This window comes from Stutzerimonas sp. LR2 (assembly GCF_055755175.1).
The window spans coordinates 96059-113137 of the sequence record NZ_JBVTRR010000001.1 but is presented as its reverse complement, the minus strand read 5'-3'; the positions used below and the strand labels follow the sequence as shown (position 1 = coordinate 113137).

Genomic DNA, 17079 nt, shown 5'->3' with positions numbered 1-17079 from the left:
CGCCAATCTCCTATCGGCCGTTCAGCCGCAAAGATAAGTGCCGGTGCCCACGGCGATCAGCGTGTCCGATTCGTTGTGCAGCTCCGAACGCACCACCGCGACCTTGTTGCCCGAGCGCAGCAGGGTCGCGCTGGCAGTGAAGCGCGTACCGCGGCCGGGGCGCAGATAGTCGATGCGCAGGTCGATGGTGCCGAGGCGGGACAGGCGGGCGGCGCGTTCCTGCATGGTCAGGTGACGATGCTTGTCGAAGGCGCCCAGCATCGCCATGGCGCCACCGGCGACGTCGAGCAACGAGGCGATCACGCCACCGTGGAGGATGCCATGGACGAAGTTGCCGACCAGCTCGGGCTTCATTGGCAGGTGCATCACCACCCGCGACGTGGATATCTCATCGAGTTCGATGCCCAGGGCCTGGTTGAAGGGGATGCGCTCGAACATCTGGCGTACCGCCTGGGCCTGCTCGGCGAGCAGCGCATCGTCATGGTTCATGGTCGGCATTCCTGAAAAGGGTCGGACCAAACTGCCCGAGGTCGTCCGAGCTGAACAGGTCGACGGCAAGAGCACCCGCGGCTTTGGCGACTTACGCGCAAAAAAAATCCCGGGTTGCCCCGGGATTACAGTCTGTTCGAACACTCAGTCCTCGGTGGTCATCTCCAGCACTCGGTCGACCAGCTTGTAGATGCCGGACGCCGCTTCACTGATGGACTGCGCCAGCATGTAGGCCGGAGTAGTGACCAGGCGGTGCTGCTTGTCCACCACGATGTCGCTGACCTCGCAGGCCTGGTGGCTGGCTCCCATCTGGCCGACCGCCTTGGCGGCGTCGGCGTCGTCGCTGCCGAGGGTGCAGATCACGCCAGCGCCGAAGATCTCCGCGGCCATGGTTGGCGCGATGCACATCATGCCGACCGGCTTGCGCGCCTCGGCGAAGGCCTTGACCAGCGCCACCACGTCCGGCAGGGCCTTGCTGTTCGCACCTTCGGTGGCGAAGGTGGAGAGGTTCTTCGCGGCACCGAAGCCGCCAGGCATGATCAGCGCGTCGAAATCCTCGGCGCGTGCCTCGCGCAGATCCTTGATTTCGCCACGGGCCAGGCGTGCCGATTCGGTCAGTACGTTGCGCGATTCCGGCATTTCCTCGCCGGTCAGGTGGTTGATCACGTGCATCTGCGCAATGTTCGGTGCGAAGCACTGTACCTTGACGCCGCGCTGGTCCAGGCGCAGCAGGGTGATGACGCTCTCATAGATCTCCGAGCCGTCGTAGACGCCACAGCCGGATAGGATCACGGCGACTTTCTTGTTCATAGCGATACTCCTGGTCAGTTTCAACGGCCCTGGGGTGGGCGCTGCGGATGGGCTCGATGCTAATACCTGGGGCGGTTCCAGGTAAGCCCCGCATGCTGGTTTGGATTCGCCTGACTCGCCGGTGTTCATTGCCGCAGGTCTGGCACGCGACTTTGCGCCCGCTCAAAGCACTGGCAGTCGTGGGCGGGGCTGGCGACAATGGGACGATTTCGCTGGTCCGGCGGCATGGCGTTGTCATCATTTCGTCATGCGCCGGGCCTATAAAACGTCATATTCGCCCGTTTTGCGGGCCAGGAGTCCGTTGTGAGTTTCGTTCCTGCCAGCCGCCTGTTCCCCGCCACCCGCCTGCGCCGCAACCGTCGCGACGAGTTTTCCCGCCGTCTGGTGCGCGAGAACGTGCTGACGGTCGATGACCTGATCCTCCCGGTGTTCGTGCTCGATGGCGAGAACCGTCGCGAAGCCGTGCCGTCGATGCCCGGCGTCGAGCGGCTGTCCATCGACCTGCTGCTCGAGGAGGCCGAGGAGCTGGTGGCGCTGGGCATCCCGGCACTGGCGCTGTTCCCGGTGACGCCGCTGGAGAAGAAATCCCTGGATGCCGCCGAAGCCTGGAATCCGGACGGTATTGCCCAGCGTGCCACGCGCGCGCTGCGTGCGCGCTTCCCGGAGCTGGGCATCATCACCGACGTCGCCCTCGATCCGTTCACCACTCACGGCCAGGACGGCATCCTCGACGACAACGGCTACGTACAGAACGACGTCACCGTCGATGCGCTGGTCAAGCAGGCGCTCTCCCATGCCGAGGCCGGTGCTCAGGTGGTCGCGCCGTCTGACATGATGGATGGCCGCATCCAGGCGATCCGCGAGGCGCTGGAAGTGGCCGAGCACCACAACGTGCGCATCATGGCCTATTCGGCCAAGTACGCCAGTGCCTACTACGGCCCGTTCCGCGATGCGGTGGGTTCGGCAGCGAATCTCGGCAAGAGCAACAAGAACACCTACCAGATGGACCCGGCCAACGGCGACGAGGCACTTCACGAGGTGGGCGCGGACCTGGCCGAAGGCGCCGACATGGTCATGGTCAAGCCCGGCCTGCCGTACCTGGACATCGTCTGGCGGGTGAAGGAGGCCTTCAAGGCGCCGACCTTCGTCTATCAGGTCAGCGGCGAGTACGCCATGCACATGGCCGCCATCCAGAACGGCTGGCTGAGCGAGGCCGTCATCCTTGAGTCTTTGGTCGGCTTCAAGCGCGCCGGGGCCGATGGCATCCTCACCTACTTCGCCAAGCAGGCGGCACAACAATTAAAACGGGGCCAGTGAGCCCTTTTCGAGGCAAAGCGATGATCAACCAGGGACTCAGCGAAAAGGATCTGCAGGACGCCGTCGTCAGCGAGGTGCTGGAGGTGGTCGAGCCGGAAGCGGTAGCGGTGCCTTCCGCGCCGCCGGAAGTCGTCGAGGAGGCGCCGGTTGCACCGGTGACCAATCTGGATGACAGCGCGCTGTACATCCACCGCGAGCTTTCCCAGCTGCAGTTCAATATCCGCGTGCTGGAGCAGGCGCTGGACGAGTCCTATCCGCTGCTGGAACGGCTGAAGTTCCTGTTGATCTTCTCCAGCAACCTCGACGAGTTCTTCGAGATTCGCGTGGCCGGGTTGAAGAAGCGCGTCACCTTCGCCCGCGAGCAGGCCGGCGCCGATGGTCTGCAGCCGCATCAGGCGCTGGCGCGCATTTCCGAGCTGGTGCATGAACAGGTCGACCGCCAGTACGCGATCCTCAACGACGTGCTATTGCCGGCGCTTGCCGAACATCAGATCCGCTTCATCCGCCGCCGGCACTGGACGGCCAAGCTCAAGACCTGGGTGCGTCGCTATTTCCGCGACGAGATCGCACCGATCGTCACGCCCATCGGGCTCGATCCGACCCATCCGTTCCCGCTGCTGGTGAACAAGAGCCTGAACTTCATCGTCGAGCTGGAGGGCGTCGATGCGTTCGGTCGCGATTCCGGTCTGGCGATCATCCCGGCGCCACGGCTGCTGCCGCGGGTGATTCGCGTGCCGGAGTCGGTCGGTGGTCCAGGCGACAATTTCGTCTTCCTCTCCTCGATGATCCATGCCCACGCCGACGACCTGTTCCATGGCATGCGGGTCAAGGGCTGCTACCAGTTCCGCCTCACCCGTAACGCCGACCTCTCGGTGGACACCGAGGACGTCGAGGACCTGGCCCGCGCGCTGCGTGGCGAGCTGATCTCGCGGCGTTACGGCGATGCCGTGCGTCTCGAGGTGGCCGATACCTGCCCGCAACACCTGGCGGACTTCCTGCTCAAGCAATTCAGCCTCGGCGAGAGCGAGATGTACCGGGTCAATGGTCCGGTCAACCTGACCCGGCTGTTCAGCATCACCGGCCTGGATAGCCACCCGGAGCTGCAATACAGCCCGTTCACCCCGTCGATTCCGAAGCTCCTGCAGAACAGCGACAAGATCTTCAGCGTGATCAACAAGCAGGACATCCTGCTGCTGCACCCGTTCGAGTCGTTCACGCCGGTGGTCGACCTGCTGCGCGAGGCGGCCAAGGACCCCTGCGTGCTGGCGATCAAGCAGACGCTGTACCGCTCCGGCGCCAACTCCGAGATCGTCGACGCGCTGGTGGATGCGGCGCGCAGCGGCAAGGAGGTCACTGCGGTGATCGAACTGCGTGCCCGCTTCGACGAGGAATCCAACCTGCAGCTGGCCAGCCGCCTGCAGCAGGCCGGCGCGGTGGTGATTTACGGCGTGGTCGGCTACAAGACCCACGCCAAGATGATGCTGATCCTGCGTCGCGAGAACGGCGAGCTCTGCCGCTACGCGCACCTGGGCACCGGCAACTACCACGCGGCCAACGCGCGGCTGTACACCGACTACAGCCTGCTGACTTCGGACGACGCGCTCTGCGAGGACGTCTCCAAGCTGTTCAGCCAGCTGATCGGCATGGGCAAGACCATGCGCATGAAGAAGCTGCTGCACGCGCCCTTCACGCTGAAGAAGACGCTGCTCGACCTGATCACCCAGGAGACCCAGCATGCGGCCGAGGGCCGGCCGGCGCACATCATCCTGAAGATCAACGCACTGACCGATCCGAAGATGATCAAGGCGCTGTACAAGGCCAGCCAGACCGGCGTGCGTGTGGACCTTATCGTGCGCGGCATGTGCTGCCTGCGCCCTGGCATCGCTGGGGTCTCGCACAACATTCATGTGCGCTCGATCATCGGTCGCTTCCTCGAGCACAGCCGGGTGTTCTACTTCCAGAACGATGGCGACGAGAAACTCTATCTCTCCAGTGCGGACTGGATGGAGCGCAATCTCGATCGGCGGGTGGAAACCTGCTTCCCGGTCGAGGGCAAGAAGCTGGTGACGCGGGTGAAGAAAGAGCTGGAGGGCTTCCTCAGCGACAACACCCAGAGCTGGATCCTGCAGCCTGACGGCAGCTACGTGCGCAACAGCCCGACCGGCAACCAGAACGCGCGCAACGTGCAGAGCACCTTGCTCGAGCGTCTCACCGGACCGCAGGTCGGGACGCGTTGAGTCCCGACTGGCTGCCGGTTAGCTGAATGAACAAGGGCCCCTGCGGGCCCTTGTTTCATTTCATGCGCAGGTCGTAGCCCACGCGCGCGAGCCAGGCGGCTTCGGCCTCGAAGTCGGCGCGGGTCAGCGGGTTGGCGTTCAGCCAGTCGATCGGGAAGATCAGCTCCAGGCTGCGCTCGTCGGCCTTCAGTTGCACGTCGGAGACGGCATTGGCGCCGCGGATGTGGTGGAACAGGATCGCGAAGCGCAACAGGATGCACAGACGAACCAGGGCGTCGGCGTCGGCCCCGGTTTCACCGAACTTGTCCTGCGGAATATTGCGCCGATGGCCGCGCACCAGCAGTGCCAGCATGAGCTGGTCCTGCCGCGAGAAGCCGGGCAGGTCGGAGTGCTCGATCAGATAGGCGCCGTGCTTGTGGTAATGGTAGTGGGCGATGTCCAGACCCACTTCATGCACGCGCGCGGCCCAGGCGAGCAATTCGCGGTGCCAGTCCTGATCAAGGTTCCAGGCTTCGGCCACCTGGTCGAAGGCCTCCAGCGCCTTGGCCTCGACCCGTGCGGCCTGCTCCATGTCGACGTGGTAGCGCTCCATCAGGAAGCTCAGCGAGCGATCGCGAATGTCCTCGTCGTGATGGCGACCCAGCAGGTCGTAGAGCACGCCTTCACGCAGCGCGCCTTCGGAGTGGGTCATGCTGCTGATCTCGAGGGCATCGAAGATCGCCTCCAGAATCGCCAGGCCCGCCGGGAATACTCCGCGGCGGTCCGGCTTGACGCCGTCGATGTCGATCTTCTCCACGTCACCGAGCTTGAACAGCTTGCGCTTGAGCCAGCCGATACCTTCGGCGTTGACCTCACCGTTGCCGAAACCACCGCTCTTGATCGCCAGCCCGACGGCGCGAATGGTGCCGGACGCGCCGATGGATTCCTGCCAGCCAAGCCGGCGCAGGCCGTGTTCGATACCCATCAATTCGACGCGTGCCGCCGTGTAGGCCTGGGCGTAGCGCGCCGGGGTGATCTTGCCGTCTCGGAAGAAGCGCTGGGTATAGCTCACGCAGCCCATCTGCAGGCTTTCACGCAGCTGCGACTCGAAGCCTTCGCCGATGATGAACTCGGTGCTGCCGCCGCCGATGTCGGCGACCAGGCGCCGGCCCTGACTGGCCGGAACGGTATGTGACACGCCGAGGTAGATCAGGCGCGCCTCTTCGCGGCCGGAAATGACTTCCACCTGATGGTTGATGATCTCTTCGGCGCGGCGAATGAAGGTGGCGCGGTTGCGCGCCTCGCGCAGGGCATTGGTACCGACGATGCGTACCGCGCCCTGGGGCAGGTGGTTGACCATCTGCGCGAAGCGCCGCAGGCAGTCCAGGCCACGCTGCATGGCGGCCTCGTCGAGCAGGCGGTTCTCGTCGATGCCGGCAGCCAGCTGCACCTTTTCGCCGAGTCGTTCGAGGATGCGCATTTCACCGTTGCTGGTGCGCGCGAGCACCATGTGAAAACTGTTCGAGCCCAGATCCAGGGCGGCGATCATGGGAAAGGATTCAGCGGTGTTCTGGCGCATTGGGCGGTCTCGATGCAAAACCCCGACATCCTGACACGATCGACCCCATCCGCCAACGCAGTCATCGCCGCAGCGGCCTGCTCCAGACGGGCGCTCGTCGGCCGCCGACCGGTCTGCAGCTTTCGGTCCGCACGCAGTAGGGCTATGATGGCGACCTTTCCGTTCCGACCCTGGAGAAAATCCATGAGCGACTACATCAACAATGTCAGCGACAGCAGCTTCGAGCAGGACGTCCTCCAGGCCGACGGTCCCGTGCTGGTTGACTACTGGGCCGAGTGGTGTGGCCCCTGCAAGATGATCGCGCCGGTACTCGACGAGATCGCCAAGGACTATGAGGGCCGTCTGAAGGTCTGCAAGCTGAACATCGACGAGAACCAGGAAACCCCGCCGAAGTACGGCGTGCGCGGTATCCCGACCCTGATGCTGTTCAAGAACGGCAACGTCGAAGCGACCAAGGTCGGTGCGCTGTCCAAATCGCAGCTGGCCGCCTTCCTCGACAGCAACATCTGAGTACGACGAAGATCGCCTCCAAAGCCCTCGCAGATGCGGGGGCTTTTTTCATCTGCAGGGTGGACGCTTCGCCTGCACGGTGCTAAATTCGGCCACGCGACGCTTTCTTCCGTCGCCCTCTGCATGCCGTCGCCGACGCACTTCAGCCTCATAAAGCACAACGAACCTCGTTCGTCTCCTGCTGCGCGGCTTCTCAAGCTAATCGCTTTCTACATCCTTCCTGATCTCTTTCTATGAATCTGACTGAACTCAAGCAAAAGCCCATCACCGAACTGCTGGAAATGGCCGAACAGATGGGCATCGACAACATGGCCCGTTCGCGCAAGCAGGACGTGATTTTCTCCCTGCTGAAAAAGCACGCGAAAAGCGGCGAGGAAATCTCCGGTGACGGCGTGCTGGAGATTCTCCAGGACGGTTTCGGCTTCCTGCGCTCCGCGGATTCTTCCTATCTGGCCGGCCCGGACGACATCTATGTGTCGCCCAGCCAGATCCGTCGCTTCAACCTGCGTACCGGCGACACCATCGTCGGCAAGATCCGCCCGCCGAAGGAAGGCGAGCGCTACTTCGCCCTGCTCAAGGTCGACTCGATCAACTACGATCGGCCGGAAAACGCGAAGAACAAGATTCTCTTCGAGAACCTGACCCCGCTGTTCCCCAACGAGCGCCTGAAGATGGAGGCCGGCAACGGCTCCACCGAAGACCTCACCGGCCGCGTGATCGACCTCTGCGCACCGATCGGCAAAGGTCAGCGCGGCCTGATCGTCGCGCCGCCGAAGGCGGGCAAGACGATCATGCTGCAGAACATCGCCAGCAACATCACCCGCAACAATCCCGAGTGCCACCTGATCGTCCTGCTGATCGACGAGCGCCCGGAAGAAGTGACCGAGATGCAGCGCACCGTGCGCGGCGAAGTGGTGGCCTCCACCTTCGACGAGCCGCCGACCCGCCACGTGCAAGTCGCCGAGATGGTGATCGAGAAGGCCAAGCGTCTGGTCGAGCACAAGAAGGATGTGGTCATCCTGCTCGACTCCATCACTCGCCTGGCGCGTGCCTACAACACCGTGATCCCGAGCTCCGGCAAGGTACTCACCGGTGGTGTCGACGCCCACGCGCTGGAGAAGCCCAAGCGTTTCTTCGGCGCCGCACGCAACATCGAGGAGGGCGGCTCGCTGACCATCCTCGCCACCGCGCTGGTGGAAACCGGCTCGAAGATGGACGAGGTGATCTACGAGGAATTCAAGGGCACCGGTAACCTGGAGCTGCAACTGGACCGCCGCATCGCTGAAAAGCGTGTGTTCCCGGCCATCAACATCAACCGTTCCGGCACCCGCCGCGAGGAGTTGCTGACCGCCGAGGACGAGCTGCAGCGCATCTGGATCCTGCGCAAGCTGCTGCATCCGATGGACGAGATCGCCGCCATCGAGTTCCTGCTCGACAAGCTCAAGGACACCAAGACCAACGACGAATTCTTCATGTCCATGAAGCGCAAGTAAGCGATTCGTTGTTGCCAACAAGGCCGGGGAAACCCGGCCTTTGTCTGTCTGCAGGTTTTGGAAAACCCGGCGCTGGGGCTAAACTCTGCGCCCCGACCCTGCCGGCCCATGCGAGGCTCAAGCATGCAGTATCGCGATCTGCGCGACTTTATCAGCGGCCTGGAAAAACGCGGTGAGCTCAAGCGCGTCACGGCTGCTGTGTCTCCCGTCTTGGAAATGACCGAAATCTGTGACCGCACCTTGCGCAGGCAAGGCCCGGCACTGCTCTTCGAAAATCCGACCGGCTTCGACATGCCGGTGCTCGGCAATCTGTTCGGCACGCCGGGGCGGGTGGCACTGGGCATGGGCGCCGAGGATGTCTCCGAGCTGCGCGAGATCGGCAAACTGCTGGCCTTTCTCAAGGAGCCGGAGCCGCCGAAGGGGCTGAAGGACGCCTGGAGCAAGCTGCCGATCTACAAGAAGGTCATCAGCATGGCGCCCAAGGTGCTCAAGGATGCGCCCTGTCAGGAAGTGATCGTCGAGGGCGACGACGTCGACCTGACGAAGATTCCGGTGCAGCACTGCTGGCCAGGGGACGCCGCGCCGCTGATCACCTGGGGGCTGACCATCACCAAGGGGCCGAACAAGGAACGGCAGAACCTCGGCATCTACCGTCAGCAGGTGATCGGCCGTAACAAGGTCATCATGCGCTGGCTGAGCCACCGCGGTGGAGCGCTGGATTTCCGCGAGTGGTGCGAGAAGTACCCTGATCGACCCTACCCGGTAGCGGTGGCGCTGGGTGCCGATCCGGCAACCATTCTCGGCGCGGTCACGCCGGTGCCCGATACGCTCTCCGAGTACGCCTTCGCCGGCCTGCTGCGCGGCTCGCGCACCGAGCTGGTCAAGGCCATCGGCTCCGAGCTGCAGGTGCCGGCCTATGCCGAGATCGTCCTCGAAGGGCATATCCATCCCGGCGAGATGGCCGATGAGGGGCCCTACGGCGATCACACCGGCTACTACAACGAGGTGGACCGCTTCCCGGTGTTCACCGTCGAGCGCATCACCCACCGCAAGAATCCGATCTACCACAGCACCTATACCGGGCGTCCGCCGGATGAGCCGGCGATTCTCGGTGTGGCGCTGAACGAGGTGTTCGTGCCGATCCTGCAAAAGCAGTTCCCGGAGATCGTCGACTTCTATCTGCCGCCGGAAGGCTGCTCCTACCGTATGGCGGTGGTGACGATGAAGAAGCAGTATCCCGGCCACGCCAAGCGGGTGATGCTCGGCGTGTGGAGCTTTCTGCGGCAGTTCATGTACACCAAGTTCGTCATTGTCACCGATGACGACATCAATGCCCGCGACTGGAACGACGTGATCTGGGCCATCACTACGCGCATGGACCCCAAGCGCGACACGGTGATGATCGACAACACGCCGATCGACTACCTGGATTTCGCTTCACCGATCTCCGGGCTGGGCTCGAAGATGGGCCTGGATGCGACACACAAGTGGCCGGGCGAGACCAGCCGTGAGTGGGGGCGGGCCATCGTCCAGGATCCGGCAGTAAAGCGGCGGGTCGATGAACTCTGGTCGCAGCTGGGTATCGACTGACATAACCGAAGAGGCGGGCCCGAGCCCGTCCGAAGCCTTGGCGGGTTATCCCGTTCACAGAAAAGACGTGCAGATGAAAGTGACCTTGCAGCCCTCCGGCGCCGTGCTCGATGTACGCCCCGGCGAACGCCTCCTCGATGCAGCCAAGCGGCTGGGCTACGAATGCCCGCAGAGCTGCCGCAACGGCAATTGTCATATCTGCGCCTCGCTGCTGGTCGAGGGCAGTGTGCAGCAGGCCGGCGAGGTGCGGGATCATGGCGAGCTGCTGGCCTGCCTGGCCGAGCCGCTGGAAGACTGTGTGCTGCTCTGGGATGGCGTGCTGGCACCCGGCGAGCTGCCGGTGCGCGAGCTGAGCTGTCAGATCAGCGGCTACGAGGATGTGGGGGGCGACGTGGTGCGCCTGCGCTTGCGCCTGCCGGCCGGGCGTCAGCCGCGCTACCACGCCGGACAGTACCTGTTGCTGCAGCGCGAGGACGGCGAATGGTCGGCCTTCTCCCTGGCGTCGGCGCCGGGCAGTGGCCGCGAGCTGGAACTGCACGTGCTGGCTCGCGAGGAGTCGGCCGTCGAACTGCTGGCCTTCCTGCGTCGCCAGGGCTTCGCCCGAATCCAGATGCCCTTCGGCGACACGCACCTGGCCGAGCTGCCGGAGGGGCCGCTGGTGCTGATCGCCGCCGGTACCGGCATGGCGCAGATGCACAGCCTGATCGAGTACTGTCGGGCTGCCGGTTTCCCGCATCCGGTGCATCTGTACTGGGGTGTGCGGCGGCCGGAGGATTTCTACCGATTGCCGCATTGGGAAGAGTGGCAGGGCATGAGCAATCTGCATCTGCACCGTGTGGTCAGCGACGTCTGCGGCTGGGAAGGGCGCTGCGGCATGCTGCACGAGGCGATTCGCGAGGATTTCAGTGACCTCAAGCCGCTGCATATCTATGCCAGTGGCTCGCCGTCGATGGTGTACGGCACGCTGGATGCGCTGGTGGCCGCGGGGATGGACCCGCATCAGATGCGTGCCGATGTCTTCGCTTATGCGCCCCGGGAAAGCTGAGCGGAGCTTCCCGCTAACTTAGGAAAACACCGGGGCATGCCCGGCGTTTTATTGTCAGCGCGCTTGCCGTTGCTGCAGCAGTAGATTCTTGTAGCCGCTGGCGGCCAGCGTCTTCTGCGCAGCGTTTAGCTGCTCGCGGCTACCGAACGGGCCGACCAGCACCCGGTACCAGGGCTCGTCACGTACCTTGACGCTTTCCACCCGCACATCCTGGCCAAGCAGGATGATCTGCGCCCGTACCCGGTCGGCCTCCGCCTGTTGGCGGAACGAGCCGGCCTGCAGGAAGAATTGCGTCACCGGCGCCTTGGCCACGGTCGGTGGCGGCGGTGGCACCTGACCATTGAGTGCGGCCTGGGCGCGAGCCTCGTCGATCTTCGCCGCTTCTTCCGGTGTGACCGGCGCGCTCGGCGGCTCGGGCTGCTTGGCCTCCGGCGGCAGGATCACCTCGGACTCGGGCAGCAGGGTGTAGAAATCATACTTCGGCTTGGGTGGCTGCTCAGTGGCCGGCGTGCGCTTGGGCTGTTCCTTCACGGCGGTCTTGGGTGCTTCCTTGGCGCGTTTGACCTCTTCACCGCCCGGTTCGAGGCTCATCAGGAACATGATGAATCCGCCGATGACCAGGCCGCAGACCAGCCAGATCCAGCCAGGCACGGGATGCTTGGCCGGCGCCTGGTAACGGCTGGCGCCCCGCTTGGGTGCGGCTTTCTTCCTTGCTGCCACTTACATGCGCTCCAGTGGTTCCAGGCCGAGGAGTTCCAGGCCCTGCTTGAGGGTACGGCCGGTCAAGGCAGCCAGGCGCAGGCGGCTCTGCTTTTGCGCATCCTGTTCGGCACTGAGAATCGGACAGTGCTCATAGAAGCTGGAGAACAGCCCGGCCAGGTCGTAGAGGTAAGCGCATAGCAGATGCGGCTCGCCTTTTTCGCCCACACTGTTCAGCACTTCGCCGAACTGGGCGAGCTTGGCGGCCAGGGCGAGTTCCTGCTCAGCGTCCAGCTGGATCTGTCCGCTGATCTCGTCGATACCCTTGCCCAGCTTGCGGAACACACTGGCCACGCGGGTGTAGGCATAGAGCAGGTAAGGTGCAGTGTTGCCTTCGAAGCTCAGCATCAGTTCGAAGTTGAAGCGGTAATCGCTGGTGCGATGCTTGGATAGGTCGGCGTACTTGACCGCGCTGATGCCCACCGCACGGGCGATCTGACGCAGCTCGGCCTCCTCGAGTTCGGGATTCTTGCCCTTGACCAAGGCATAGGCGCGCTGCTCGGCTTCGTCGAGCAGGTCGATCAGCTTGACCGTGCCACCATCGCGGGTTTTGAACGGGCGACCGTCGGCGCCGTTCATGGTGCCGAAGCCCATGTGCTCCAGCTGCATGCCTTCATGGACGAAGCCTGCGCGGCGGGCCACTTCGAAGGCCATTTGGAAATGCAGGGCCTGGCGCTGATCGACGAAATACAACACGCGATCGGCGTGCAGTTGCTGGCTGCGATAGCGCATGGCGGCCAGGTCGGTGGTGGCGTAGAGATAGCCGCCACCGGCCTTCTGCACGATCACCGGCAGCGGGTTGCCTTCGGCGTTCTTGAATTCATCGAGGAAGACGCACTGGGCGCCATTGTCCTCGGTTAGCAGGCCTTTCTCGCGCAGGGCCTCGACGATGTCCGCCAGGTCGGCGTTGTAGGCACTTTCGCCCTTGACGTCAGCCGGGGTCAGCTTGACGTTGAGGCGGTCATAGATCTTCTGGCAGTGCGACAGCGAGATATCGTTGAAGCGCGTCCAGAGGCTCAGGCACTGGGCATCACCCGCCTGCAGCTTGACCACCAGCTCACGGGCGCGATCGGCGAACTCGGGCGACTCGTCGAAGCGTTGCTTGGCGGCGCGGTAGAACTGCTCGAGGTCGGCCAGCTCGCTTTCCGCGGCGGCCGGCTTCTCCTCGAGGTAGGCCAGCAGCATGCCGAACTGGGTCCCCCAGTCGCCGACGTGGTTCTGCCGGATCACCTCGTCGCCGAGGAACTCCAGCACCCGGCCCACCGCATCGCCGATGATGGTGGAGCGCAAATGCCCGACATGCATCTCCTTGGCCAGGTTCGGCGAGGACAGGTCGATCACCACACGCTGCTTGGCGCTCGCCTTGTGCACGGCAAGTTGCGCATCGGCCAGCGCGGTTTCGAGGCGCTGGGCCAGGGCGTCGCTGTTCTGAAAGAAGTTGAGAAAGCCGGGGCCGGCGATCTCGACCTTGCTGATCTGCGCGTCCTGGGGCAATGCGGCGATGAGCTTCTCGGCCAGCTCCCGCGGCTTCATGCCGGCCGGCTTGGCCAGCATCATGGCGATGTTGCTGGCGAAGTCGCCGTGACTCTTGTCCTTGGTGTTTTCCACCTGGATCGCGGGCGTCAGTCCCTCCGGCAGCACGCCCTCGCTGGTCAGGCGGACAAGGGCTTGCTGGATCAGGTGGCGAATGCTGTCTTTCATGGTCGGCTCGGTCCGCAGGAAGTGCGCGAAAACCCGGCATTATCGGGGCGTGATGGGGGCGGCTTCAAGCCGTGTGGTTCGCGCTGCCGGAAAGTCATGGTTCCGACGGCATAATCAGAACAGATCGATCGGGTCGACATCCAGGCTCCAGCGCACGGCGCGACCGCCGGGCAGCTGCTCAAGCAGCGGCACCCAGGCATCCATCAGACGATGCAGGGCTGCACGGGCGTTGCCCTGCAGCAGCAACTGCGCCCGGTAGCGCCCGGCGCGACGCTCCATCGGCGCCGGCACCGGACCGAGCAGCTCGATGCCGCTGAGCTGCAGCTGCCCAAACGTCTGCTCCGCCAGCGTGCAGGCTTCGTCGAGAAAGGCCTCGGCCTGGCCGGGCTTCTGCGCTTCGGCGCGCAGCAGTGCCAGGTGGCTGAAGGGCGGCAGGCCGGCCGCGCGCCGTTCGGACAGCGCCTGCTCGGCGAACGCGAAATAGCCCTGGTCGGTCAGCTGCACCAGCAGTGGGTGATCGGCCAGGTGCGTCTGAATGATCACCTTGCCCGGCTCCTCCGCGCGTCCGGCGCGCCCGGCGACCTGCACGATCAGCTGGGCCATGCGTTCGCTGGCGCGGAAGTCGGCGGAAAACAGCCCGCCGTCGGCATCGAGAATCGCCACCAGGGTCACCCGGGGAAAATGGTGGCCCTTGGCGAGCATCTGGGTGCCGACCAGCAGACAGGGGTCGCCACGGTTGATGGTGGTGAACATCTTTTCCATCGCGCCCTTGCGCGCCGTGCTGTCGCGGTCGATGCGCAGCACCGGGTAATCCGGGAACAGGACGCCAAGCCGCTCTTCGGCGCGCTCGGTCCCGGCGCCGACCGGGCGCAGGTCCACCTTGCCGCAATCGGGGCAGTTGCGCGGCGGGCGCTCGACGTGCCCGCAATGGTGGCAGCGCAGTTCGTTGTGCCGCTGGTGCAGGGTCATGCGCGCATCGCAACGTTGGCATTGGCTGAGCCAGCCGCAGTCGTGGCAGAGCAGGGTTGGGGCGAAGCCGCGGCGGTTGAGATAGACCAGTACCTGCTGCCCGGCTGCGAGCGTCTGGCCGATGGCCTGTTGCAGCGGGCCGGATATGCCGGCGTCCAGGGGGCGACTTTTCACATCCAGCCGCAGGAAGCGCGGTTGCTGGGCATTGCCGGCGCGCTGGCTCAGCTTCAGTAGCGCATAGCGTCCGCTGTGGGCGTTGTGCAGGCTTTCCAGAGAGGGTGTCGCCGAGCCGAGCACGATCGGCAGGTTTTCCTGGCGAGCACGGACCAGCGCCAGGTCGCGAGCGTGATAGCGCAGGCCTTCCTGCTGTTTATAGGAAGCGTCATGTTCCTCGTCGATGATGATCAGGCCGGGATTCTTCATCGGCGTGAACAGGGCTGAGCGGGTGCCGATGATGATGTCCGCTTCGCCATCGCGCGCCGCGAGCCAGGCATCGAGCCGCTCGCGGTCGTTGATGTTGGAGTGCAGCAGCGCGATCCGGGCATTGAAACGCTGCTCGAAGCGGGCCAGTGTCTGCGGGCCCAGGTTGATTTCCGGAATCAGCACCAGGGCCTGCTTGCCGGCCGCGAGCACTCGATGGATCAGCTGCAGATAGACTTCGGTCTTGCCGCTGCCGGTGACGCCGGCCAGCAGGAAGGCCTGAAAACCACCAAGGCCGGCGCTGATCGCTTCGAACGCCGCGCGCTGCTGCGCATTCATCGTCAGCTCGGCCTGCAGCAGCCAGCTGCCGCTGTGCTGTCGCGGCGGACTGGAGCGACGCGATTCGACTCGCACCAGGCCTTTTTCCAGCAGCAGATCGAGGCTGTCCTTGTTCAACTGCAGTTTGCCCAACAGGGCGTGGGGCAGGCCGTGGGCATGCTGCGCGATGATCCTCAGGGTTTCGCGCTGACGCGGAGCGCGCGACAGTCGGGGATCGTCCGGGTTGGCACCTTCCACCAGGCGCCAGTAGCGTTCCAGGCGGGCTTCGGCCGGTTCACCCTGGCGCAGCAGGACCGGCAGTGCCCAGCTCAGGGTGTCGCCCAGACTGTGCTGGTAGTACTGGGCGGTCCACAGGCAGAGCTTGAACAGGGCGGGCGGCAGCGGCGGCGTGCTGTCCAGCAGCTCGATGGCCGGTCTGAGCTTTTCCAGCGGCACTTCGCTCTGATCGCTCAGCTCTACCAGCACACCGATGACCTCGCGCCGGCCGAACGGCACGCGCAGGCGCATGCCCGGCTGCAACGAGCCGGCAGTTGCGCCGTGCGGTGGCAGGTAGTCGAACAGGCGGCGCAGCGGCGAAGGCAGCGCCAGACGGAGGATGCAGGAAGGCACGCGGTGATCCTTGATAATGAGCGCCGATGGTAAACGATCGCGGCGCTCGCCGCCGTCCCATAGCGCGATCCGGGTGGCGGGACGCCGGTCGCCTGCGCTTGCATCGCCTTTGTGCTCTGGTATGATTCGCGCCCTACTTCGTGCGGTACTCGACATAGGGTCGGGTGGCGGCACGCAATCCCAGAGGATTCACCATGAAAGCCGATATCCATCCGAACTACGTCGAAATCGAAGCCACCTGCAGCTGTGGCAACGTCATCAAGACCCGCTCCACCCTGGGCAAGAACCTGAACATCGACGTCTGCTCCGAGTGCCACCCGTTCTACACCGGCAAGCAGAAGGTGCTGGATACCGGCGGCCGTATCGATCGCTTCAAGCAGCGTTTCGGTGTGTTCGGCGCCAAGTAAGCCGACACGGCGGGAATCCGATGAGGTTTTCCGAACACATGAAAAAGGCGTCCCTCGTGGGCGCCTTTTTCGTTTCCATCTTCTGCAGCCTGCAGGCCCTTGCGTTCTGTCCCTCGCCTGGGCCACTGCCGTTGGTGAGCGTGGCAAAGGTGGTCGATGGCGATACGCTGCGTCTGGTCGATGGGCGAAGCGTGCGCCTGATCGGTATCAACACGCCGGAACTGGGGCGTGATGGGCGCAAGGCCGAGCCGTTCGCCGTGGCGGCGCAGCGCCGGTTGCGCGCGCTGGTCGAGGCCAGTAATGGGCGGGTGGGGCTGGTCCCCGGGCGCGAATCAAAGGATCGCTACGGTCGTACCCTGGCTCACGCCTATGACGAGCAGGGCCGTAATCTGGAATCGGCCTTGCTGGCCGAGGGCCTTGGCCTGATGGTGGCGATCGCCCCCAATACGACGCTGGTGGCTTGCCACCGGCGGGCCGAGCAGCAGGCGCGTCAATCTCGCCTGGGTGTCTGGCGCAAGTTGACGCCGCGTTCGACTCGCGCCGTGAGGCAGGGTGGGTTCGCCTTGTTGCAGGGGATGGTCGAGCGGGTCGAGCATAATCGCGGCGGCTACTGGCTGGAGATGGAGGGCCCGCTGGTGGTTCACATTCCGCCTCAGGCGTTCAGTGCCTTCGACCTGGCGCAGCTACCCAGGCTTGCTGGCAAGACACTCGAACCCAGAGGTTGGCTAGTAGATCGGCGCGGACGGGCTGGGACAGGGCAGGCTCGCTGGATGTTGCGGGTGACCCATCCCGCAATGCTCGGGTTACCACGCTGACCGGGCAGTCA

General features: G+C 64.4%; 14 protein-coding genes. 8 read left to right on the top strand and 6 right to left on the bottom strand.

From position 1 onward, the window contains the following. Positions 1–21: 21 nt before the first annotated feature. Both ACVRRC_RS00510 and elbB read right to left on the bottom strand, forming a co-directional pair. Positions 22–489 (bottom strand): thioesterase family protein, encoded by a 468-nt coding sequence (locus ACVRRC_RS00510; protein WP_013981640.1) that lies wholly within the window; start codon positions 487–489, stop codon positions 22–24. Positions 490–633: 144 nt separating this feature from the next. Further along, positions 634–1299, bottom strand: coding sequence for an isoprenoid biosynthesis glyoxalase ElbB (gene elbB, locus ACVRRC_RS00505; RefSeq protein ID WP_011911772.1), 666 nt, complete (start codon positions 1297–1299; stop codon positions 634–636). 303 nt (positions 1300–1602) lie between these two features. Here elbB and hemB point away from each other — a divergent pair, with 303 nt between their 5' ends. Further along, positions 1603–2616: a porphobilinogen synthase gene (hemB, locus tag ACVRRC_RS00500; RefSeq protein ID WP_011911773.1), complete on the top strand. Its 1014-nt coding sequence runs from the start codon at positions 1603–1605 to the stop codon at positions 2614–2616. A gap of 20 nt (positions 2617–2636) precedes the next feature. After that, positions 2637–4853: a polyphosphate kinase 1 gene (gene ppk1 / locus ACVRRC_RS00495; RefSeq protein WP_019405691.1), complete on the top strand. Its 2217-nt coding sequence runs from the start codon at positions 2637–2639 to the stop codon at positions 4851–4853. Positions 4854–4908: 55 nt separating this feature from the next. On the opposite strand, the gene ppx is transcribed toward ppk1, so the two are convergent. After that, positions 4909–6411, bottom strand: a complete 1503-nt coding sequence (gene ppx, locus ACVRRC_RS00490; RefSeq protein WP_102839576.1) for an exopolyphosphatase — start codon at positions 6409–6411, stop codon at positions 4909–4911. A 183-nt stretch (positions 6412–6594) separates the two neighbouring features. Between ppx and trxA the strand changes: the two genes are divergently transcribed. From trxA to ACVRRC_RS00470, 4 genes are all read left to right on the top strand, one after another. After that, a complete protein-coding gene (gene trxA / locus ACVRRC_RS00485; RefSeq protein ID WP_013981643.1) occupies positions 6595–6921 on the top strand; it encodes a thioredoxin TrxA in 327 nt (108 codons plus the stop codon). Between the two features lie 233 nt (positions 6922–7154). Then, positions 7155–8414, top strand: a complete 1260-nt coding sequence (gene rho, locus ACVRRC_RS00480) for a transcription termination factor Rho (protein ID WP_011911776.1) — start codon at positions 7155–7157, stop codon at positions 8412–8414. A gap of 123 nt (positions 8415–8537) precedes the next feature. Next, positions 8538–10004: a 4-hydroxy-3-polyprenylbenzoate decarboxylase gene (gene ubiD / locus ACVRRC_RS00475; protein ID WP_045632881.1), complete on the top strand. Its 1467-nt coding sequence runs from the start codon at positions 8538–8540 to the stop codon at positions 10002–10004. A gap of 73 nt (positions 10005–10077) precedes the next feature. Further along, a complete protein-coding gene (locus tag ACVRRC_RS00470; RefSeq protein WP_048328479.1) occupies positions 10078–11049 on the top strand; it encodes a CDP-6-deoxy-delta-3,4-glucoseen reductase in 972 nt (323 codons plus the stop codon). Positions 11050–11103: 54 nt separating this feature from the next. On the opposite strand, the gene ACVRRC_RS00465 is transcribed toward ACVRRC_RS00470, so the two are convergent. From ACVRRC_RS00465 to ACVRRC_RS00455, 3 genes are all read right to left on the bottom strand, one after another. Next, positions 11104–11769, bottom strand: coding sequence for an SPOR domain-containing protein (locus ACVRRC_RS00465; protein ID WP_472996499.1), 666 nt, complete (start codon positions 11767–11769; stop codon positions 11104–11106). Next, positions 11770–13509 carry an arginine--tRNA ligase gene (argS, locus tag ACVRRC_RS00460; RefSeq protein WP_045159366.1) on the bottom strand — a complete coding sequence of 580 codons (1740 nt, stop codon included), beginning with the start codon at positions 13507–13509 and terminating at the stop codon, positions 11770–11772. It lies immediately after the preceding gene. A 114-nt stretch (positions 13510–13623) separates the two neighbouring features. Continuing rightward, positions 13624–15846, bottom strand: a complete 2223-nt coding sequence (locus ACVRRC_RS00455) for a primosomal protein N' (RefSeq protein WP_061373874.1) — start codon at positions 15844–15846, stop codon at positions 13624–13626. 194 nt (positions 15847–16040) lie between these two features. Here ACVRRC_RS00455 and rpmE point away from each other — a divergent pair, with 194 nt between their 5' ends. Then, positions 16041–16253, top strand: coding sequence for a 50S ribosomal protein L31 (gene rpmE, locus ACVRRC_RS00450; protein WP_003301052.1), 213 nt, complete (start codon positions 16041–16043; stop codon positions 16251–16253). Between the two features lie 20 nt (positions 16254–16273). Then, on the top strand, positions 16274–17068 hold the full coding sequence (locus tag ACVRRC_RS00445; RefSeq protein ID WP_407042658.1) for a thermonuclease family protein: 795 nt from the start codon (positions 16274–16276) through the stop codon (positions 17066–17068). The last annotated feature ends 11 nt before the right edge of the window (positions 17069–17079 follow it).